Origin of the sequence: Specibacter sp. NPDC078692 (assembly GCF_040686835.1) — a bacterium.
Classification (GTDB): domain Bacteria; phylum Actinomycetota; class Actinomycetes; order Actinomycetales; family Micrococcaceae; genus Specibacter.
The window spans coordinates 94,739-115,543 of the sequence record NZ_JBFBLV010000002.1 but is presented as its reverse complement, the minus strand read 5'-3'; the positions used below and the strand labels follow the sequence as shown (position 1 = coordinate 115,543).

The window sequence follows — 20,805 nt, the reverse complement described above, 5'->3', positions numbered from 1 at the left end:
GGAAATGTGGCGGACCGGCTATGGTAACTGGGCGATCACCTTGAAGCGTTGGAGCACCAACATCGTGGTGTCATCCACCGTGAATTCAGGATCATTCATGTACGCTCTCATGTCAGGGGAATGCCAAAAGACCTCATGGCCAGCCCGCCATTGCGCCACGGTGGTGAAGCCTTCGCCCTCGTCGACGGCGTGCTGCAGGTCTACATCGGCCAGCCGCACCGTGCGAACTTCCGTCAGTTCGATGACGGCAACGCCGCGGCCCGCAGAATCCACCACCACTTCCCGCTCACCGACGCGGGGCAGCTCCTCCTGTTCCACCTCGAATTCAATGAGGGCGGTCGTTGTGGACGTTTTTGAACCGTCGAGCATTGCCGCCACCAACTGGTCGCGCAACGGCCCGGGGAAGGCGAATTCGCCGATTGGAAGGTTGGCGAATTCCGGCGCAGTTCTGAGGTCATTGTTCGTCATGCGCAAAGCCTACTGCGCGGCGCAAGGTGAGCTATTTAGCACATTCGTGTCATGTGCTGGAGGTGGTGCGGTCCGGGGGCGGCGTGCTCGGCTCCGAGTGCAGTCTGCTCGGTGAACATGGCTGCCGCAAGGGGCGGCGCCGTCGAACCGGCCCAAATCGCCGCCACCGGCAACTGCTGGCTACCCGATCACCCTCGTGGCCCAGCTCAGTGGCATGGGCACGGACGAGACGCTACGGCGGGCATTTGCGCGTCAATTGGGCACCACACCGACTGCGTTCAGGGAACGGTTTTCCACAACGCAATAACTTCGGGCGCACTCGCCATCGGGAGGAACGCGCGTGCATATTGGCGGCTATCCGATCTACGAGGTGAGGATTCCCGCCAGTTCCCGGTTGAGGTTTTCCTGTGCCCGGGCCGCCCACAATTCCTGGCCCCTGGCCGTGTGGAACATTGGCTGCAGTGCCAGCAGCTGACGTACGACAGCGGACCTCCCCTTGGCAAAATCATCCTCCGACACGTGGGCATAGTCCCGCCGGACCCCTTCTGTGTAACGAGAGTATGCATCCGGCTCGCCGCCGAGGATGGCCAGGTCGGCATCGCACAGAAGATGCCCGGCGACATCGCCGGCAGCGGGGGAGTGGGTGGTCGTCAGGCGGACCAGGCGGCAAATCTCGGCTGTTTCAATCGTCGGCACAATCCCGTTTAAGCACTCTTGTGCCAAAACGGCGGAGTCTTCTTCGTCGGCAGTGGTGCCGTTGTAAACGGCGTCGTGAAACCAGGCTGCCAGCGCCACTTCGCGGGGCGTGTTGCGCCCGGTCAGGGCGTCAAGCGCCTCCAGAACTGCCAGCAGGTGGGTGGCGGAATGGTAGTGGCGGTGGGGTTCACTCCATCGCCCCAGCAGCTCCGCACCCAGTTCGGGCTGCCCCGGCATGAGTGCATTCCAGCGCAGCTCCAAAACAGTGGACACCGACTTGACTCGGTACTTGGCCTTGATGCGCAGGCCCGACGCCACCAGGGTGCGCGCCAACTCCTTGCCGGACAGCGGCACGGCCCCCGCTGCCACAAGATCCAGGTAGATCCGCTCGGGAACGTCATAGTGGTCAAGGTCAAAGGCGCGTTCTGCGACTCCGTTGGCCGCGGCGAAGGCGTGCAGTTCCGCAACGGAGGCATCGGAGATCAGGTGAGAGAATACCGTCCCGTGCGCCGGCCAAAAGGGCGGATCGATGAAGATCATGGCCCCAGTTTAGGCCCGCGGTGGCAAGGGTTCGAGGATCCGGGGACTGTGGCGGCCCGGCCCGCATAGACTCTTGAGGGTTCGGAACATCAAGCAAAGGCAACCGGTAATGCGAAACAAAGACTCATCCGTCCAAGCAACTTTCAATGGCATCGCCCGTCGCTATGACGTCATGAACCGGCTGATGACGCTGGGTTCGCACCAGCGCTGGTGCCGTGAAGTCGCTACGCTGGCCACCGCCCGCCCCGGGCACCGCTACCTGGACCTGGCCACCGGAACCGGCGTCATCGCCAGGGCCATCCGCGAACAGCGCCCCACCGGCGCTGTCATTGGCGCAGACTTCTCCGAGTCGATGCTGGACGTGGCCCGCCAGCTCGAGGGCAACGCAGGCATCGACTGGCAGTTTGCCGACGCCCATGAGTTGCCCTTCGAAGATAACGCGTTCGACGCCGTCACTCACGGCTACCTGCTTCGGAACGTCAGCGATCTGGACCAGGTATTGAACGAACAATTCCGGGTCCTGAAGCCGGGCGGTGTGGTTGCCGCCGTTGAATCATCCCCGCCCAGCGGCGTGCTCGCCCCGTTCATTCGGATGGGGATGCGTGTGGTCATCCCGACGCTGGGAACAATCATTGGCCGCGACCGCCCGGCTTACCAGTATTTGCTTGATTCGACGCTCGGATTCCTCACCCCCGGCGCGCTGCGCGGCAGGTTCGAGCGGGCCGGCTTCGAGGACGTCCGGGTGAAATCAAGGTTCATGGGCACGAACATGATCTGGACTGCCCGCAAGCCGGGCTGAGCGCCTCCGCCGGCCGTCCGCCGTCGGGCCTACAGCTCGCGCACCGCAAAAATACCCAGGGCGTCCCGCACAAACGCGGCTCCGTCCACGCCGCCGTAGTTCGCTGCAAAGCGTTCATCGGCAACGTACATTTCGGCAAGTCCCAAGACGTAACCGCGTACGTCCCCGCCGGGTGTGGCGGCCGGAGTTCCCGGCGTCGAAGCAAGCCATCCAACGTGTCTCCGCGCCAACTCCTGCGCGGCGGGCGAGGACGGTGCGTCCCCGCTGGACGACAGGGCAATCCAGTCGTTGTTCAGGGCGGCAACGCGGGCCTTCCAGCCCGCCTGTCCGTTCGCCCCCATTCCCTGCCACCACGCGTCACTCTTCGCATACGCCTCCTTGCCCCAGCGCTGTTCCACCTCTTCCTTGTGTTGAGTGTGGTCAAACCCGTCAAGCATGTCCTTTGCCATGATTTCCTCTCCCGCAGCCTCGGCTGCAATGGTCTTTTCAACCGACGCGATGAGCCGCGAGAGCCTCGCCTGTTCGCCCCGCAGCCACGCAACATGGGTCCGCAGTGCCGCAGCCGCCGGTTCTTCTTGTGCCAAGACGGCCGCAATCGCCGGTAGTCCGAGCCCCAAGTCACGCAGCAGCAGAATTCGCTGCAGCCGCACCAGTGCCGTCCGGTCGTAATGCCGGTAGCCGTTGCCTGCAATTCGGCTTGGCGCCAACAATCCGATGGTGTCGTAGTGCCGCAGTGTCCGGCTGGTGGTTCCCGCCAGGGCTGCAATGTGCTGGATTGACCAGTCGGCGGGGGCTTTATCGGTGCTCATGCAAGCAACTCTAAAGGTTGACGCAACGTCAAGGTCAAGGCGTGTTTCGGTCAAGAAAAGTTGTGGACCCGGCTGCGCAGCAGGTGTATTCAATGTGGCGTACGCCATACGTACGATTTGTGCCGTTCCTTGCTTTCTGCGAGAGGATGGGATTGTCAGCTACTTCGGGGGACCCGGTAATTCTGCGCAGCACGAAGCCGTGCAGTTTGACCGAGTCTTCAATAACGAAAATCTTGAGGAGCAATCATGAGGGCAGCACGTTACTACGACCGCAACGACATCCGCATCGAGGACATTGCCGAGCCGGAACTGAAGCCGGGAACCGTGGCTATTGATGTTGCCTGGTGCGGGATCTGCGGCACCGACCTGCACGAGTACCTGGAAGGGCCCATCTTCGTTCCGCCCGCAGGTCACCCGCATCCGATCTCCGGTGAGTCCGCTCCCGTGACATTGGGCCATGAGTTCTCCGGAACCATCACGGCTCTGGGTGAGGGTGTCACCGATCTGGCGGTCGGTGAAAACGTGGTGGTGGAGCCGTACATCATCGGTGCGGATGTGGATACAAGCGAAGGTGCGCCGTATCAGCTGTCCAAGGACATGAACTTCATCGGATTGGGTGGCCGCGGTGGCGGGCTGGCTGAGAAGATTGTCGTGGAACGGCGCTGGGTCCACCCGATTGGTGACATTCCCTTGGACCAGGCCGCGCTGATCGAACCCCTTTCGGTGGGGCATCATGCCTACGTGCGTTCCGGCGCGAAGGCCGGTCAGGTTGCCATCGTGGGCGGGGCGGGACCCATCGGCCTACTGACCGCAGCTGTACTCAAAGCCAAGGGCCTGACGGTCTACATCTCCGAACTTTCCGAGGCGCGCAAGGCGAAGGCATTGGAAACCGGTGTTGCTGACGCCGTCTTCGATCCCCGTGAGGGCGACGTTGCCAGCCAGGTCCGCGAGTTGACGAATGGCCAAGGTGCGGACGTCGGGTTTGAGTGCTCATCTGTACCCGCTGTTCTGGACATGCTCCTGGACGCCGTCCGGCCCGGCGCGGTCATCGTCAACGTCTCCATCTGGGGGCACAAACCTGCTGTGGACATGCCAAAGCTGGTGCTGAAGGAAGTGGATCTGCGCGGCACCATCGGGTACGCCAATGACCACCCGGACACCATCGCGCTGGTCCAAAGCGGCAAGTTGGACCTTTCTCGCTTCATCACTGGACGGATTGGCCTGGACGGGCTGGTCACCGAAGGTTTTGAGCAGTTGATCAACAACAATGAAGAGCACGTGAAAATCATCGTGAACCCGCGCGGCTGAGCAGTGCTCCACCTTTGAAGGGTAAGAGGTGCCCGGAAGCTGAGTATCAGTTTCCGGGCACCTCTTCGCATCTCAGGCACCGGGTGACCAGCTTTTCGCGCACGGAAAAAATTCTCGGAATAAGTTCCGCAAGATGTAAGTTGAGCGTAGTAGACTCAACTTTACGACCAGCGAGTCACCACCCAACGAAAGGACCTCTCTTGGACGCCAAATTCACCACAAAGAGCCAGGAGGCTCTTTCTGCCGCCGCCATGAACGCCTCAACCGCCGGCAACCCCACAGTTGAGCCCGCCCACTTGCTCAAGGCCCTCATGGACCAGCGCCAGGGCGTGGCCGTCGCGCTCCTGAAGGCCGCCGGGGTGGACCCAGATGAGGTCAGTGTCGGTGCCAGCACGGCCATTCGCAACCTCCCGGCGTCGTCCGGCACCTCCGTGGCCCAGGCCCAACTCAGCCGCAACACGCTGATGGCGGTTCAGGCTGCCCAGCAGGCCGCCGAGCGCATGGGTGACAGCTACGTCTCCACCGAACATCTCCTGCTGGGCCTGGCGGACGACGCCGGTGCAACAGGAAGTGCCCTGCGCCAAGTAGGTGCCACTCGGGCTGCGCTCGATGCCGCGCTGCCCACCGTGCGCGGGGACGGCAAGGTCACTACGCCGGATCCGGAGAACACTTTTGAGGCCCTGGCGAAGTTTGGCGTGGACATGACAGCCATTGCCCGCACCGGCAAACTTGACCCAGTGATTGGCCGCGATGCCGAGATTCGCCGCGTCATTCAGGTGCTGAGCCGACGCACCAAGAACAACCCCGTGCTGATTGGCGAGCCCGGCGTCGGTAAAACCGCCGTGGTGGAAGGCCTGGCCCAGCGCATGGTGGCAGGAGACGTTCCCGAGTCACTGCGCGGGAAGACGCTCATCAGTCTTGACTTGGCATCGATGGTGGCCGGAGCCAAATACCGTGGCGAATTCGAGGAGCGGCTCAAGGCCGTGCTGGAGGAAATCAAGGCCTCGGACGGGCAGATCGTCACGTTCATTGACGAAATTCACACCGTTGTCGGAGCCGGTGCATCCGAAGGTTCCATGGACGCCGGCAACATGCTCAAGCCCATGCTGGCCCGCGGCGAGCTGCGCCTGATCGGTGCCACCACGCTGGATGAGTACCGCGAAAACATTGAAAAGGACCCCGCCCTAGAGCGCCGTTTCCAGCAAGTATTCGTCGGTGAACCCAGCGTGGATGACACCATCGGTATTCTGCGCGGGCTCAAGGAACGCTACGAGGCACACCACAAGGTGGCCATCGCAGACTCTGCCTTGGTCGCCGCTGCCACGCTGTCCAACCGCTATATCAGTGGCCGTCAGCTGCCGGACAAGGCGATCGACCTGATGGATGAAGCCGCATCACGCCTGCGCATGGAAATTGATTCGGCGCCGGAAGAGATCGACCAGCTGCGCCGCGCCGTGGACCGTTTGACCATGGAAGAACTGGCGCTGACCGGGGAAAGCGACCCCGCCTCGATTGAGCGGTTGGAGGCCCTGCGCGCCGACATGGCCGATAAGAAGGAAGAACTCTCCGGTCTGAACGCACGCTGGGAGGCTGAAAAGGCTGGGCTGAACCGGGTTGGTGACTTGAAAGCGAAGCTCGATGAGCTACGTTCCGTGGCTGACAAGGCCCAGCGAGACGGCGACCTCGAGCAGGCTTCACGGATCCTGTACGGTGAGATTCCGGCTCTGCAGCGTGAACTGGAGGCGGCCGCTGCTGAGGAGCAGTCCACGGACAAGCCTGAATTGATGGTGGCCGAAGAAGTCACCGCCGATGACATTGCCGAGGTCATTTCTGCCTGGACCGGCATCCCCGCCGGACGCATGCTGCAAGGCGAAAGCCAGAAACTGCTGCAAATGGAGCAGGTCCTGGGGTCCCGCCTGATTGGTCAGTCGGCCGCGGTCACTGCCGTGTCCGACGCCGTCCGCCGCGCCCGGGCTGGCATCAGTGATCCGGACCGGCCCACGGGTTCCTTCCTGTTCCTAGGGCCCACCGGCGTTGGTAAGACCGAGCTGGCCAAAGCCCTAGCGGACTTCCTGTTCGACGATGAGCGCGCCATGATCCGCATCGACATGAGCGAGTACTCCGAGAAGCACTCGGTCTCCCGGCTGGTCGGTGCGCCTCCGGGCTATGTGGGCTACGACGAGGGTGGGCAGCTGACTGAGGCCGTGCGCCGTCGTCCGTATTCAGTGGTGCTGCTCGATGAGGTGGAGAAGGCGCACCCGGAAGTCTTCGACATTCTGCTCCAGGTGTTCGACGACGGCCGGCTCACCGATGGGCAGGGCCGCACGGTTGATTTCCGCAACGTCATCATCGTGCTGACCTCCAACCTGGGCTCGCAGTTCCTGGTAGATCAGTCGCTGGCTGAAGAAGAGAAGCACAAGGCTGTCATGTCCATTGTGGAGGCCTCGTTCAAACCCGAGTTCCTGAATCGGCTCGATGAGATTGTCATGTTTGATGCGCTCAATATCGAAGAGCTGTCACGGATTGTGGATCTGCAGGTGCAGTCGCTGGCTGCTCGTTTGTATGAGCGGCGCCTGACCCTTGAGGTCAGTGATGCTGCCAAGGCGTGGCTGGCGATGACCGGCTACGACCCTGCCTACGGCGCCCGGCCGCTGCGACGGCTGGTGCAGCGTCAGATCGGCGACCGGCTGGCCAAGGAGATTCTGGCCGGCACCATTGTGGACGGGGACACTGTCCTGGTGGACACGGCTGCCGACTTCGATGAGCTGGACATGGATTCTGTTTCTGGGCTGACGGTCCGCCGGAAATAGGGCTGGAGGCTAGCGGGTTTAATGCAGCAAGGGCTGTGATGGTTGGGTTGCTCCCAAGCATCACAGCCCCTGCTGTTTATAACTCTTGTCTAAAACCCGGTGAAGGCTGGAATTGCTGCCCTTGGCTACTCGGTGAGGGAGATGTCCAAGGGGTTGCCGCCACGGGTGTCGCGGACCAGGCAATCGACACGGCGGTCATTTGAGTTATTCCACGTGTTTTCGGTCGGGTATGCCGTCGACTGGGTCAGCGTCTTAATGCTGGCGGCTTCCGTGGTCAGTGTGACGTTGTCACAGACCTCAGAGGCTTTAGCCTTGAGTGCTTCGATGCCAGGGAACTCATCGGAATCATCGAAGTAGAAGGCACCTACCAACTGAGCGTCATGGGGGCTATTGCAAAAGACTACGTCAGCCGGTGCGGAAGCGGTTTTGAAATCTCGCAGGCAGTCGCCTTCCAGCCACTTCAGCGGAGAAACGTTGGCCAAGATCACATCCGCGTCGGAGAGGGCACCTGTTGTGGTGTCAGTACTAGGATCAGCGGTTTCTCCCGGATCTGTGGTCTGCTCCTGCGACTGGGAGGCAGTTTGCGTAGATTCCGAGTTGTTGGAGCCGCTGTTGAAGACAAGACCAATCAACAGCCACACAAACAAGCCCAGCAGGAGAACTCCTACGAGAGCAGCGCCGAGAACGATGAACAATTTCTTGTTTCCACCTCCCTGCGAGCCGCCGGGACCCTGAGGTCCACCGAACTGACCGGGACCTTGGGGGCCGCCGCCGTAACCACCGGGGCCTTGCGGGCCACCGGGACCACCGCCGTAACCACCGGGTCCTTGGGGGCCGCCGAATTGGCCGTAACCACCGGGGCCTTGCGGGCCGCCGTATTGGCCGGGGATGGGCGGCACTCCGGGTGCGGAGTTCGAGCCCGAGGAACCTGAGGAAGAAGGCCCGCCAAACGCTGGAGCGCCGTGCTGCATGGGGGCACCATAGGGAGCCTGGGCTGCTGCGGGTTGAGCATTCGGGTTTTGCGTACCGGCGCCAGGAGCCTGACCGTAGGGTGCATCCGACGCGGGAGCCGCAGGAGCCTGACCGTAGGGGGTCTGCTGACCCTCGGAGGCAGCAGCGTTCAGTGGAGTCTCAGGTGTGGATTGAGCTGAAGCAGCCGCAGCGGTTGCTGCATCGGCCTTCCCACGCGCAATTTGAGCAGGAGACTGCCAAGCCCCGGCCTTGGGCTGCCACGGAGTTGCTGATTGCTGCCACTGGGTTTCCGGGCGGCGCCAGCCGTGACCGTCATCGATACCTGGGCCCACTGTATGAGGGGCGCCCAGGGCTGGCGCGGCGGCGGCATCCGACAAGGTGCCGCCAAGCATGGATCCTTCGGAGGAACCGCTGTCAGTAGCACTGTTTTCCGTAGGGCTGCTTTCACTAGCGTTGCCTGGTACTTGTGAAGTCATTCCACCGTAGGACGGCTGGTAGGACGGCTGTTCCGCGGGGGCTGCCGGGGGCTGTGCCGGGGGTTCAAAGCTGAAGGGTGCTGAAGGCGGCGTGTCTGGCAGCTCTGGGGCAACGGCAGGCTCGTTGGCGGCAGACTCGTTGGCGGATTCTGCCGGCTGCGACCAAGGGTTGTTGGCCACCGGAGGCTGGCTGAAATCTGTGCGCAAGACCGTAGTAGCGCTATCCCAGTCAACAGGCTCGGCGTCAACAGTCTGGGGCGCATCGGATGCAGCAGGCCCCGAATCGACGGAGTCAGAAACATCGAACTCCGGTGCAATAGGCTCGGATGCGGCAGACGAGTTCGGAGAAGCTGGGGCGGGCTCGCTGAAGCTGGCGGAAACGCCCTGGGCCGCCAGTTCGGCTTCATGCTCCACGCGTGCGGCTTCAGCTGCAGCGGCTTGGAGGTCGACGCTCTCCGCTACGTCTTCGCTGATTTCCGCGGCACCTAGCTGGGGTTCGGCAAATTCGTAGTCTGAGCCGGAGAAACCTTCTGCGGGGTCTTGCGCCGGGGGCTGAGGATGCCCACCAGTTGGAGGGCCTTGTTGAGCGCCTTGGTCTTTGGCGTTACTGCTCTCGTTCATGGGGGCAAACCTTCCGTGCTGCGTCCTGAATGGCACAAAATCTAGAGTGTGAGCTGGAATCGCCCGGTGTTAATAGTCGTTTAGACGAGTACCCAGACACCCCAGTCTCGCGGAAAATTGCTCCGCCTACACGTGACTCTACCGAATAAAGCCTCGTCCACGAGGCTAATGCGGTGTTTGGCTATGGGCAGAACAACCCATGATGGCACGCAGGTGGTCCAGAACTAATGTAATCTAGGACTACGACAAATTGACCGAATATTCCGGAGCCTCGCTCTTAGCCCGAGCGACCACCTCCGGTCCAAGTGTAAAAGGGGGTCACGCCATGGGGCGCGGCCGTCAAAAGGCGAAGGCAACCAAGCAGGCTCGGGACATTAAGTACTACTCCCCGAACACTGACTATTCAGCTCTGCAGAAAGAGCTCGGTGGAACTACTCGGCGAGCCCCGAGCCATCACAGCGAAATTCCGGCAGAGCCGGACTATTCGGCGTACGAAGACAAGTACGCGGATCAGTTTGAGGACGACGACGTGGACTCCCGCCGTATTGGCTAGGACCGTCTGACAGAACGAAACGCAACAAACCCTGCACGATTCTTGAGCAAATTAGCTGAAGTGACGTGTGGGGATTCTGTTGTTCCCCAGCGGCTCCCCAACCTCGTTCCTCGGTCGGGGACCCTCGCCGCTGTGGGCCCACCCGGTGAGTCACAGGCTCGTTCCTCGCCGTGGGGTCCACCGCACCTAACCGGCCCGGGGATGCAAAAGGGACGGCGCTTGCGGGAAAAGACGGCCGTCTAACACCGTCTTTTTACGCCAACGCCGTCCCTTTTCGAAACGTGATGTGAAGCTTAGGAAGCGTAGTCGCCCACCAGGCGAACTGCGCCACCGTCGACGCCCTTGGCGCCCTGGGTGTAATCAGAACCGGTCTTGTCCGAGTCGGAGGCTTCACGAGTGACAGTACCCATGGCCCAGGACGGCAGGCCGCGAGAGTTCAAGCGAGCAATGGCGTCGTCGGCAGCGTCAGCGGAAACCACTGCCACCATGCCCACGCCGAGGTTCAGTGTGCGCTCCAGATCGGCCAACGGCACGTTGCCCAGCTGTGAAACCAGGTTGAAGATGGCAGGCAGGCTCCATGTGGAGCGGTCAACCGTGCCAATGAGGCCCTGCGGCAGCACGCGTGCCAGGTTGGCAGCCAAACCGCCTCCGGTGATGTGGCTGAAACCATGAACGGCCTTTTCCTGCGTGACAGGCAGGTAGCGGGTCAGATCTAGGCAATCTGCGGCGTACACACGGGTGGGCTCCAATAGTTCCTCGCCCAAGGTGCGGCCGAGTTCAGAGACCTGACGCTCCAGTGCCCAGCCTGCGTGGTTGATAACGCGGCGAACCAGTGAGTACCCGTTGGAGTGCAGACCCGAAGAAGCCATGCCGATGATGACATCACCCTCGCGCACTCGTTCTGGACCGAGCAGCAAATCAGCCTCGACGACACCCGTGCAAGCACCTGCGACGTCGTACTCGTCAGGAGCTAGCAGGCCGGGGTGCTCGGCAGTCTCGCCACCCACCAAGGCGGTTCCGGCAACCTTGCAGGCGCCGGCAATGCCGCGAACAATGTCGGCTACGCGCTGGGGGACAACCTTGCCGGTGGCGATGTAATCCGTCATGAACAGCGGCTCGGCGCCAACCACCACGATGTCATCGACAACCATGCCCACGAGGTCGTAACCAATGGTGTCGTGGATGTCCATGGCCTGCGCGATGGCGACCTTGGTACCCACGCCATCGGTGGAGGTGGCCAGGTACGGCTTCTTGTAGGTCAGCAGCCTGGACACGTCGTACAGCCCGGCGAATCCGCCGAAACCGCCAACCACGGACGGGCCGTGGGTGGCCTTGACGGCTTCCTTCATCAGCTCAACGGCGAGGTCGCCCGCTTCGGTGTCGACACCTGCGCTGGCGTATGTGATTCCCTGGGGGGCTGACTCGTTGGAGGCGTTGGTCATGGCGTCTCTTTTCTGCGAATGCTTTAGGAACCGGTGGCGGCGGTACGGTCTTGATCGGTTAGGACAGTTTCGAGTTCCGAATCAGGTCCCGGATCGCAGCCGGTGGAAGGGGTGGCGTTCCCCGGGGCGGTGCGCTCGAGCAAGTTCTTGCCCAAACGGTCACTGCTGGGAAGTTCAATCGGGTAAGTGCCCGTGAAGCAGGCGGTGCAGAGGCGCTCGCGCGGCTGCAAGGTGGCATCAATCATGCCGTCTTCGGAGATGTACTCCAGGGAATCGGCGCCAATGGACTTGGCGATCTCGTCAACGGCAGCACCGTTGGCGATCAATTCCGCACGTGAGGCGAAGTCGATGCCGTAGAAGCATGGCCAGCGTACGGGCGGTGAGGAGATCTTCACGTGGACCTCGGCGGCGCCGGCTTCCTTGAGCATGCGCACTACTGCGCGCTGGGTGTTGCCGCGGACGATTGAATCATCCACCACCACAATGCGCTTGCCGCGAATGACGGATTCAAGGGCGCTGAGCTTGAGCTTGATGCCGAGCTTGCGCAAAGTATCGCTGGGCTGGATAAAGGTACGGCCAACGTAGGCGTTCTTCACAAAGCCGTGAGCGAAGGGGATGCCGGATTCTTCGGCGTAACCAATGGCTGCCGGGGTGCCGGATTCCGGAACCGGGATGACCAGGTCAGCGTCGTAGTGGCTTTCGCGCGCCAGCTGGCGGCCCATTTCCACGCGAGATTCGTACACGGAGCGGCCGGCAATGGTGGCATCCGGGCGAGCCAGGTACACGTACTCGAAAACGCAGCCGGCAGGAGTTGCCGGGGCGAAGCGCTGGGTGCGGACGCCGTCTTCATCGATGGCGATGAATTCACCGGGTTCGATTTCACGGATCAGCGAGGCGCCAATGGTGTTGAGGGCGGCATCCTCGGAGGCCACTACCCAACCACTTTCGAGGCGTCCCAGCACTAGCGGGCGGACGCCGTGCGGATCGCGAGCCGCGTACAGGGTGTGCTCGTCCATGAAGACAAAGCTAAACGCGCCGTGGATCTTGGGCAGCAATTCCATGGCGGTCTCTTCAAGAGAGCTGCCTTCTTTGCCGCGCAGCAAGGTGGTGACCAGCGCAGTGTCGGTGGTGTTTCCTTGAGCCATTTCACCTGCAGTGGGAACGCCATACTGGGCAATCACCATCTCGTGCAGTTCAGCGGAGTTGGTCAAGTTGCCATTGTGCGCCAGAGCGACAGTGCCGCTGCCAGTTGCCCCCAGGGTCGGCTGAGCGTTAGCCCAATTGGCCGCACCTGTGGTGGAGTATCGACAATGGCCCACAGCCATGTGTCCGGTCAGGGTGTTCAGTGTGGGTTCGTCAAAGACCTGGGATACGAGTCCCATGTCCTTATACACACTGATCCGCTTGCCGTCGCTCGTTGCGATGCCAGCAGATTCCTGCCCACGGTGCTGTAGTGAATACAGCCCGTAATAGGTTAGTTTTGCAACCTCTTCACCGGGTGCCCAGATGCCCAGAACGCCACATGCGTCCTGAGGTCCCTTTTCGCCGGGTAAAAGATCATGGGATAGTTTTCCGTCTCCGCGTGCCACGAGAAAATTATCTCATGTAATGACTGGCACACCGAACCTACTGTGATCTAAGTTATGCGCGGGGGAGCGTTATGCGGTCTCAGCCTCGGCGTTGCTGTTGTCATCCGGGAGGGGCTGGACCACGAGGGTCTTGCTGCGGCGCAGGCTCTGCCGGTCCAAAATCAGGGCTGCTATGGAGCCGAGACTGACTCCGGGGATCAGCAGCAACACCGTGAAGAAGCCGAAGATCGTGGAGGTCGTAAATTCCTCACTGGGCGGGGCCAGGAAGGTGAAAATTGCCGCCGTCACAACGCCCGCCAAGGCTCCGGCGATCATGAAGGGGACGTACTTCGGGGCGCGGCGCACTTTGAGTTTGCGGGGCTCTCCGGCAGTGGTTTCAGGCTGGGAAGTCATCCTTCAAGGGTACCCGGCCCAGCTTGGTGCCCCTGCGAACCTCAAAAAAGTTCGCTAGAGGGGCAGTTCGGCGGAGAGATCCGCCCGCAATCCTGAGGCAGCCACAACACCGCGTTCGACGGCGTCCGCCCAGTCCAAGGTGCCGGTCACCAGCGCGAGCCAGGTTCCGGCGTCGCACTCCACCACATTGGGTGGGGTGCCGCGGGTGTGGCGCGGGCCGGCGATGCACTGGGTCACGCCGAAGGGTGGCACGCGCACTTCCACGGAGTTGCCGGGTGCGCGCGCGGCCAATTCTTCCAAGGAATAACGCACGGCCATGGCGGTCACGGGCCGGGCCCGCTCCCCGCCGCGCCAGGCGGCTAGTGCGGCGCTTCCCTCAGCGAGGTCGATGCGTCGGCGGGCGGCCATGGATGCTCCTGAAGTTTTTGTTGGGGATGTTCGACGCCGGATGGCCGGGTTGGGTGGGTCAGGGACGAAGCTGGTGGTCCACCGCGTGGGTCAGTTCAGCAGGGCGCTGACGGCCTGGCCGAGGCGCAGGCTGCCGGCGCGGTGGCTACCACCCAGAACGGGTGGCACCACTTTGCCAAGGACTTCGGCCACGGCCGGAATATCCAAGGCGCCGCTGGCTGCCAGCAATGTCAGGCCGACAAGGGTTGCGGCGCGGCCGTTGCCATCGAGGATCTTGACGGCAACGCTGGCTCCCGTGGGGGCTGCCATGGCGAGGACTCCTTCGGCACCCAGCTTGGCTAGGACGCCGAGTTCGTCCATCACTACGGTGTTGGGGCGGCCGTGGCCTTCCACGGCCCACGGATAGTCCAGCATGGAGGTGGCGATGGTGGCGGCCCGGGCGTTGGCGTTCTTATCTGACGGAGCCTTGGCCAAGGTGGTGAAAGCCCTTGCGAGTCCGGTCAGGGTCACAGCCATGACGGGGGCGCCGCAGCCATCGGTTCCGGTGTGGTGCACCGATTCGCCGGTGTACTCCTCCAGAGTTGTCCGCACGGCCCGTTGCATGGGGTGGTTGGGCTCAAGATAGCCGTCAAGATCCCAGCTGTTTTCCTTGCAGGCCCACAGAAACGCTGCATGCTTGCCGGAGCAATTCATGGCCAGCTTGGACTTGCCGCGCTCAGAGCGAACCAGCCAGGCTCGGGCTTCGGGATCGCTGGGCCAATCGGCCGGGCAGCCCAGATTAGCTTCAGTGAGACCGGCGGCCTTGAGCATCCCCTCGACCACATCCATATGTTCCAAAGAACCAGTGTGGCTGCCTGCTGCCACGGCCACCTGCGCGCCACGTAAGGGCACGCCCGACTGCATGGCAGCCAAGGCTTGGAAGGGCTTGGAAGCCGAGCGCGGGTAAATGGGGGCGCTAATATCGCCCAAGGCCGTGACGACTGAGCCATCGCCGGCCAGAACAACTGCCGAACCTATATGCCGGGACTCTACGAAGCCGCTGCGTTCGAGGACGGCAAGTTCTACGGCGTCGTCCGCCCGGAAAGTATGGATCATGGTGTCATCTTATCGAGCGAAACCGCGGCCGGGGCTACAGTGGCGAGGCAAGTCCGGCAGATTCCTTGAAGAGCAACGGTACGTCCCCGGCAGGCTTGCTGGCGGCGGCAGCCTGGGCGACGGCGTCGAGCTGGTCGGGGGCAACAAAAACGGTCACCGTTCCGGTACGGCCATCGGGGATGACCTTGTGGATAGCGGCGCCCTGGTCCGCGGGAAGCGAACTGCGCCAGGTCATGACAGCTTGCAGGGCTGTCTCCAGTTGGGCCGCGTCCAAGGTGACGAGGTGGGCAGTTGCGCCGGCTGCCTTTACGGTGGCGGCGGCAGATTCGGTGGTCACGGCAACGTGCAGTTGGGCTCCCTCGATCCAGGAGTCAGAGTATGCGTCACCGAGCTCGGTCCGCAGGGAATCGTTGAGCTGTAACAGGTTGTTGGTTTCTTCGACAGTGGCGGGCTGGCTGGCTGCCTGGCTGGATGCCGGTGTTTCAGGATCTTGGGCGGGCTTGCATGCACTCATGCCGAGGGCTCCTGCCATGGTGGCTGCGAGGACGATTGACGTGATTTTCCTGTTGTTCATAGTGTCTCCGTATAACGGCAGTGGGTCCCGTTCAAAGTGAACGGGACCCACTACTTATGTTCGTACCCGAGTGGGTCCGTCAATACATGACAGCCTACTGTCCGAGTGGTGCCTAGGCTGCGGTGTTGCGGCGGCGGATCAGCAAGAAGACCGATCCGGCCAGGAGCAACAAGCCACCGGCTCCACCAAGCACCAGCATTGAGCTGGATGCACCGGTGTTAGCCAGGTCGTTGTCGGTCGGTGCCTGGCTCGGGGCCTTGCTCGGAGCTGGGCTGGAAGGAGCCGGTGTGGTGGGCTCCTCCGTGACCGGGGGAGTGGTCGGTTCCGGCTTCGGTTCGGCCAGAACGGTGAACGCTGAGGTGGTGGTCAGCGAATCTACGCCGTCAACGGCCTGCACTGCGGTGAGCGTGTATTTACCGGTAGCCAGCTTGGCGTCCAGAGCCACACTCCAAGTGCCGTCAACAACAGTGACCGTCTGGGCCTTGCCGTTGAGGGTGACCGTGAGTGTTGCGCCTGCAATGTTGGTGCCTGAGATTGCAGTAGGGCCCTGATCGAAGGCGAATTCCTGACCGTTGCTCGGCGAGGTGACTGCCGGGGCGGCTGGAACAACTGTGAACTTGCTGGTGGTGTTGGTGGAGTCGTTCCAGTCGGTCAACGTCTGCTTGGCAGTGACCGTGTACGGGCCAACTTCCAGGCCCGGTGTGACTGTGAAGGACCACTTGCCATCGGTGCCGACTACTGCGGTTCCGGTGACGTCGCCGGTCAACTCAACCGTGGCGCCAGCCTTGCCGGTGCCGGTGATGACCGTGACGGGGGCTGCAACAATGCCATCGTTCGCGGGTGCTGTGATGGCCGGAACAGCCAGGGTTTCCTTGATGACCTCAATGGAAGCCTCTGTGGTCTCCGAGGTGCTGAAGCCGTTCTTGGTCTGTGCGGTGACGGAGAAGGTGCCGAACTTGTTCGGGGCCTTCGCGGTCCACTTGCCGTCGGCGCCGACGGGAGCCGCAGTGCTTACGCCGTCGATGATGACGGTCACTGTGGTGCCAGCAGGAGCGCCAGAAACGGTGCCCGTGACGGCGCCTTCGCGGTAAACAGGATCGGTGGTGGTGACTACGGGCGTCTCCAAGAAGATTTTCACGCTGTAGCCAGAAGTGGCGTCCAGAGCCGTCTTCAGATCGGCGGTGTAGGACCAAAGTCCATCTTTGGTGCCGGCGCTGGTGATACCAACCGCGTCATTGCCTGAAATGACGGGTCCGCCGGAGTCTCCTTGGTCGCTTTTCATTGTCGTCGAGCCGAAGCCACGGACTGCGCGGTCCGTGGCATTGTTTGAAGAGTCCGGGATACCGCCAACGAGGAAGACCCCAACTGCGTCAACATTGCCGCAGGTCCAGCCAGTGGTGCGGCCGGACTTGCAGATGGGGGCCCCCACAATGGCTGTGGACACGCGGTCCACCTTAGCTCCGCTGGCGCCGAGATCAGTGGGGGTAGCCCAATCAGTCGCCACGGCGATCTGGTTCAGGTCCGGGTTGATGCCATCAATGACAGAAACATCGGTGCCAATGTTTCCCGGATTTGTTTGCGTGCCGGTGGCGGGACTATTGCCGAGTCCACCGAATTGTGAGAAACCGAAGGTTCCTACGGTGACCACGGGGTTCAGTAAGACACCGGAATCCTTGTCCTTGGTGACGGCTGGTGCCGTTTCTGGATCCATCAAGTATGTATCCGTCACTGCGCCGTCAAGGGTGCAATGACCCGCGGAGACTATGGCTGGGTCGCCCTTTTCGTTGAAGCCGTTCCATCCGGTGCTGCAGATCCCGCCCTTCGAGAAGTCGGCGTTGGCGGCGGCGTAGCCTTGGCCGTTTGTCACATCAGTCGCGTATGCGGTGGCCGGGCCGGAGGCGGCCTCGACCTTCACATTGCCGTACTTGGCAGCGAAGTCGCTGACCGAAGGGGCAGCAGCTGCCGAAAATACATGGGTCTTCATGGCCGAGCCGACGTTTGCAGAACTGGCCGTGGCCGGATCACCGGTGCGGATGACGAATTCGCCGTTTCCATTGAGCATAATCGACTCCAGCTTTGTCGAGCCGAATGTGGAGACGTAGTCAGCGAACAGGGCGTCAACGCTTGCCGGGGCGGACAGCGGAGCTGCGGGGGCTGCTGTAACAACTACCTTGGAGCTGCCAGCAGCCGTTTTGGCTGCTTCAACTGCTGCTGAGGCGGGGGAAGCCTGGACCTTGATGGTGTCGCCAGCGATGGAGACAACGGCTGACGGGTCAGCCTTGGCAACTTCGGTCTGTACATCGGCTGCCTTGGCTGCCAATTCACCTTGGGCGTTGAACTCCTCAACGCTCAAGTTGAGATCACGTTCTACAGCTTCAGCGAGGCCCTCAGGCAGCGGTATTGCGCTGGAAGAAGCGGCTGGAGTTTCGGACGTCGCGGGCAGAGTGGCTTCGACACTGACGGCCGGTGCGGGCGCCAGCTCGTTCGAAGGTGCTGCTGTGGCGACAGTGAAGCTGCCGCCCAACAGGACGGCAGCTGCGGCGCAGGCCGCACCTCCGCGCTTGATGAAGGCGCGCGTGGATGCTTGCATGTAAGTGGTTCCCCCTGAAGAAGATGAAAAGTCCTGATGGGTTGAAGGTACCTGAAGGCGCCAGTGTCTGCTGCGAGTGAACAGCCCAACCCAACCGTAAAGCTATCAATTGGAGTAATAGCTGGCAAGGTAAATGACGGCCGACCTTCACAAACTGCCCTGCATCTCTGAATTGGCGGGGATGGGAGAGCTGCCCATTGACACGGATGAGCGACTGTGTATGTTATTTCGCTGCGGATTCTGTGCACTTTGTGCACAAAAGCGAGTTGAATTGTTACGGTGAGCGGTTGCCCTCCCGAGGCGCCTGTGGCTGGTTTCTGATTGCGGCTGCTGCTGTCCTGTGCCTGCGTGGCCCGGCTGTGTGTGGACAGAACTCCCGCAACATGCGGCCCCGGTGCTCAAGCCAAGTACCCTAGAGGTGTGAAGGTTTTAGTGATTGGCCCCGGAGGCCGCGAACATGCCATTGTCCGCTCGTTGCTCAGCGACCCCAACGTCAGTGAAGTGCACGCAGCACCTGGCAACGCCGGGATCGCGGCCATCGTACCTACCCATGAGATCAACGCCAGTGATCCTGCTGCCGTGGCAGCCTTGGCGCTGAAGTTAGAAAGCGATCTGGTGGTTATAGGACCCGAGGCTCCCTTGGCCGCAGGTGTATCCGACGCTGTGCGCGCCGCAGGCATCCCGGTCTTTGGACCCAGCAAGGAAGCCGCACAGCTTGAAGCTTCCAAGGCATTCGCGAAGATCGTCATGGCAGAAGCCGAAGTTCCCACGGCCATGGCCAAGGTCGCCGTCAATGCCAAGGAAGCCGCCGACGCGCTCGACACCTTCGGGGCACCTTACGTTGTCAAGGACGACGGCCTCGCAGCCGGCAAGGGCGTGGTGGTCACCAATGATCGCGACGAAGCCTTGGCCCACGCCCAGTCCTGCTTTGACGTGGGCGGCACAGTTGTCATCGAGGAATTCCTTGATGGCCCCGAAGTGTCCCTCTTTGTTCTGGCCGACGGCCGCACCGTGGTGCCTCTGGCGCCCGCCCAAGATTTCAAGCGCATTTTCGACGGCGACGAAGGCCCCAACACCGGCGGCATGGGCGCGTACTCCCCGCTGGAATGGGCCCCCGCCGGGCTGGTCCAGGAAGTCATTGACCGGGTGGCTCAGCCCACGATTGACGCGATGGCCCACCGCGGCACACCCTTCACCGGCGTCCTGTACTGCGGACTGGCCCTGACCAGTCGCGGCACCCGCGTCATTGAATTCAACGCCCGCTTCGGTGACCCGGAGACGCAAGCCGTGCTGGCCCGTCTAAAGACCCCACTGGGCGGGGTACTCATGGCGGCAGCCAAGGGCCAACTGGATGAGATCGATGAGCTGCGGTGGGCACCCGAGACCGCGGTCGCCGTCGTACTTGCCAGCGAAAACTACCCCGAGTCTCCCCGTACCGGCGATAAGATCCGTGGCTTGAAGAAGGCAAATAGGCTCGACGGCGTACACGTGCTGCATGCGGGCACGGGAACGGACGACGCCGGCAATACCGTCAGCGCGGGCGGTCGAGTCCTCGCCGTGGTGGGCTTGGGCGTGGATCTAGAAGACGCCCGTGAAAAGGCTTACGCCGGCATTGAAGAAATTTCATTGGAAGGCGGCCAGTACCGCAAGGATATTGCGGCCAAGGCTGCCCGCGGAGAAATTACCGTGACCACGAACCCTGCACAGGCATAGGACTGTATTAATGACTTCAGCAATTCCCGCAGCCCCCGCCCTGCCCGGCTGGACGCACCTCTACTCCGGCAAGGTTCGGGACCTCTACCAGCCAGCCTCCACGGGTGGCCCGTTCGCAGGCCGCAATGATGTGGTTCTGGTTGTTGCCAGTGACCGGATCAGCGCTTACGACCACATTCTGAGAACCGAGATTCCGGACAAGGGCCGTATCCTGACCGGCCTCAGTCTCTGGTGGTTCGAGCAGCTCAACGTGCCCAACCACTTGGTTGCCACCACGGTGGAAGACGGTGTCCCCGCGGCCGTGGCTGGCCGGGCCATGGTCTGCAAGAAGCTAGAAATGTTCCCCATCGAGTGCATCGCCCGTGGCTACCTGACGGGTTCTGGACTCATTGAATACCGGGCCTCGCAGACGGTGTGCAGCCTGCCGCTGCCGACCGGTCTGGAAGACGGATCACGTCTGGAATCGGCAATCTTCACGCCCTCGGCAAAGGCTGAAGTTGGCGAGCACGATGAAAACATCAGCTTTGCGCAGATGGTCGGCACGGTCGGCGAGCACTCCGCAGAGGCACTGCGCACGCTGACCTTGGAAATCTACTCACGAGCCGAAGAAATTGCCCGCGAACGGGGCATCATCTTGGCCGACACCAAGGTGGAGTTCGGCACCGATCCCGCCACTGGCGTCATCACGCTCGGCGATGAGGTCCTGACCCCGGATTCCTCCCGTTTCTGGGACGCAGAGCTCTGGGCGCCGGGGCAGGCGCAACCTAGCTTTGACAAACAGTACGTGCGGGACTGGTTGGCTAGCCCGGCATCCGGCTGGGACCGCGCCTCGGACACCCCGCCGCCGGCTCTGCCCGCCGATGTCGTGGAGCGTACCCGCGCACGCTATGTGGAGGCCTTTGAACGCCTGACGGGCACTACTTTCGTGTAGTCGCACGGCAAAAAGTAA

At 62.2% G+C, this 20,805-nt stretch carries 17 protein-coding genes; 6 read left to right on the top strand and 11 right to left on the bottom strand.

Going from position 1 to position 20,805, the window contains the following annotated elements:
* Nucleotides 1-18: 18 nt before the first annotated feature.
* Together AB0O97_RS01970 and AB0O97_RS01965 are read right to left on the bottom strand one after the other, a co-directional pair.
* Complete coding sequence (locus AB0O97_RS01970; RefSeq protein ID WP_363879332.1) at nt 19-468, bottom strand: ASCH domain-containing protein; 450 nt, start codon at nt 466-468, stop codon at nt 19-21.
* Between the two features lie 363 nt (nt 469-831).
* Nucleotides 832-1,704, bottom strand: coding sequence for a DUF4031 domain-containing protein (locus tag AB0O97_RS01965; RefSeq protein WP_363879329.1), 873 nt, complete (start codon nt 1,702-1,704; stop codon nt 832-834).
* 109 nt (nt 1,705-1,813) lie between these two features.
* Here AB0O97_RS01965 and AB0O97_RS01960 point away from each other — a divergent pair, with 109 nt between their 5' ends.
* Complete coding sequence (locus AB0O97_RS01960) at nt 1,814-2,503, top strand: ubiquinone/menaquinone biosynthesis methyltransferase (protein ID WP_363879326.1); 690 nt, start codon at nt 1,814-1,816, stop codon at nt 2,501-2,503.
* Between the two features lie 29 nt (nt 2,504-2,532).
* Here AB0O97_RS01960 and AB0O97_RS01955 read toward each other — a convergent pair whose 3' ends face one another.
* The gene (locus AB0O97_RS01955; protein ID WP_363879323.1) at nt 2,533-3,312 is read right to left on the bottom strand and encodes a MerR family transcriptional regulator; all 780 of its coding nucleotides are present in this window, start codon (nt 3,310-3,312) and stop codon (nt 2,533-2,535) included.
* Nucleotides 3,313-3,558: 246 nt separating this feature from the next.
* Between AB0O97_RS01955 and AB0O97_RS01950 the strand changes: the two genes are divergently transcribed.
* Nucleotides 3,559-4,620 carry a 2,3-butanediol dehydrogenase gene (locus AB0O97_RS01950; RefSeq protein ID WP_363844996.1) on the top strand — a complete coding sequence of 354 codons (1,062 nt, stop codon included), beginning with the start codon at nt 3,559-3,561 and terminating at the stop codon, nt 4,618-4,620.
* Nucleotides 4,621-4,820: 200 nt separating this feature from the next.
* Nucleotides 4,821-7,430, top strand: a complete 2,610-nt coding sequence (clpB, locus tag AB0O97_RS01945; protein WP_363879320.1) for an ATP-dependent chaperone ClpB — start codon at nt 4,821-4,823, stop codon at nt 7,428-7,430.
* A gap of 125 nt (nt 7,431-7,555) precedes the next feature.
* Here the strand turns inward: clpB and AB0O97_RS01940 are convergent, their stop codons facing one another.
* Entirely contained in the window at nt 7,556-9,499 is a 1,944-nt protein-coding gene (locus tag AB0O97_RS01940) for a hypothetical protein (RefSeq protein ID WP_363879317.1), read from the bottom strand.
* Nucleotides 9,500-9,824: 325 nt separating this feature from the next.
* Between AB0O97_RS01940 and AB0O97_RS01935 the strand changes: the two genes are divergently transcribed.
* Complete coding sequence (locus AB0O97_RS01935) at nt 9,825-10,052, top strand: DUF3073 domain-containing protein (RefSeq protein ID WP_363844987.1); 228 nt, start codon at nt 9,825-9,827, stop codon at nt 10,050-10,052.
* 293 nt (nt 10,053-10,345) lie between these two features.
* Here the strand turns inward: AB0O97_RS01935 and purM are convergent, their stop codons facing one another.
* The 7 genes from purM to AB0O97_RS01900 form a co-directional block, all read right to left on the bottom strand.
* Entirely contained in the window at nt 10,346-11,494 is a 1,149-nt protein-coding gene (gene purM, locus AB0O97_RS01930; RefSeq protein WP_363879314.1) for a phosphoribosylformylglycinamidine cyclo-ligase, read from the bottom strand.
* Between the two features lie 23 nt (nt 11,495-11,517).
* Entirely contained in the window at nt 11,518-13,083 is a 1,566-nt protein-coding gene (gene purF / locus AB0O97_RS01925; RefSeq protein WP_363879311.1) for an amidophosphoribosyltransferase, read from the bottom strand.
* A gap of 69 nt (nt 13,084-13,152) precedes the next feature.
* Nucleotides 13,153-13,476 (bottom strand): hypothetical protein, encoded by a 324-nt coding sequence (locus AB0O97_RS01920; protein WP_363879308.1) that lies wholly within the window; start codon nt 13,474-13,476, stop codon nt 13,153-13,155.
* Nucleotides 13,477-13,530: 54 nt separating this feature from the next.
* Nucleotides 13,531-13,884 (bottom strand): sterol carrier family protein, encoded by a 354-nt coding sequence (locus AB0O97_RS01915; protein WP_363844975.1) that lies wholly within the window; start codon nt 13,882-13,884, stop codon nt 13,531-13,533.
* Between the two features lie 90 nt (nt 13,885-13,974).
* Nucleotides 13,975-14,979: an asparaginase gene (locus AB0O97_RS01910; RefSeq protein ID WP_363844972.1), complete on the bottom strand. Its 1,005-nt coding sequence runs from the start codon at nt 14,977-14,979 to the stop codon at nt 13,975-13,977.
* 34 nt (nt 14,980-15,013) lie between these two features.
* Nucleotides 15,014-15,553, bottom strand: coding sequence for a hypothetical protein (locus AB0O97_RS01905; protein ID WP_363879305.1), 540 nt, complete (start codon nt 15,551-15,553; stop codon nt 15,014-15,016).
* 112 nt (nt 15,554-15,665) lie between these two features.
* Nucleotides 15,666-18,143, bottom strand: a complete 2,478-nt coding sequence (locus tag AB0O97_RS01900) for a trypsin-like serine protease (protein WP_363879302.1) — start codon at nt 18,141-18,143, stop codon at nt 15,666-15,668.
* Nucleotides 18,144-18,563: 420 nt separating this feature from the next.
* On the opposite strand from AB0O97_RS01900, the gene purD reads away from it, so the two are divergent.
* Both purD and AB0O97_RS01890 read left to right on the top strand, forming a co-directional pair.
* Nucleotides 18,564-19,856 carry a phosphoribosylamine--glycine ligase gene (gene purD / locus AB0O97_RS01895; protein ID WP_363879299.1) on the top strand — a complete coding sequence of 431 codons (1,293 nt, stop codon included), beginning with the start codon at nt 18,564-18,566 and terminating at the stop codon, nt 19,854-19,856.
* 10 nt (nt 19,857-19,866) lie between these two features.
* A complete protein-coding gene (locus tag AB0O97_RS01890) occupies nt 19,867-20,787 on the top strand; it encodes a phosphoribosylaminoimidazolesuccinocarboxamide synthase (protein ID WP_363879297.1) in 921 nt (306 codons plus the stop codon).
* Nucleotides 20,788-20,805: the final 18 nt, after the last annotated feature.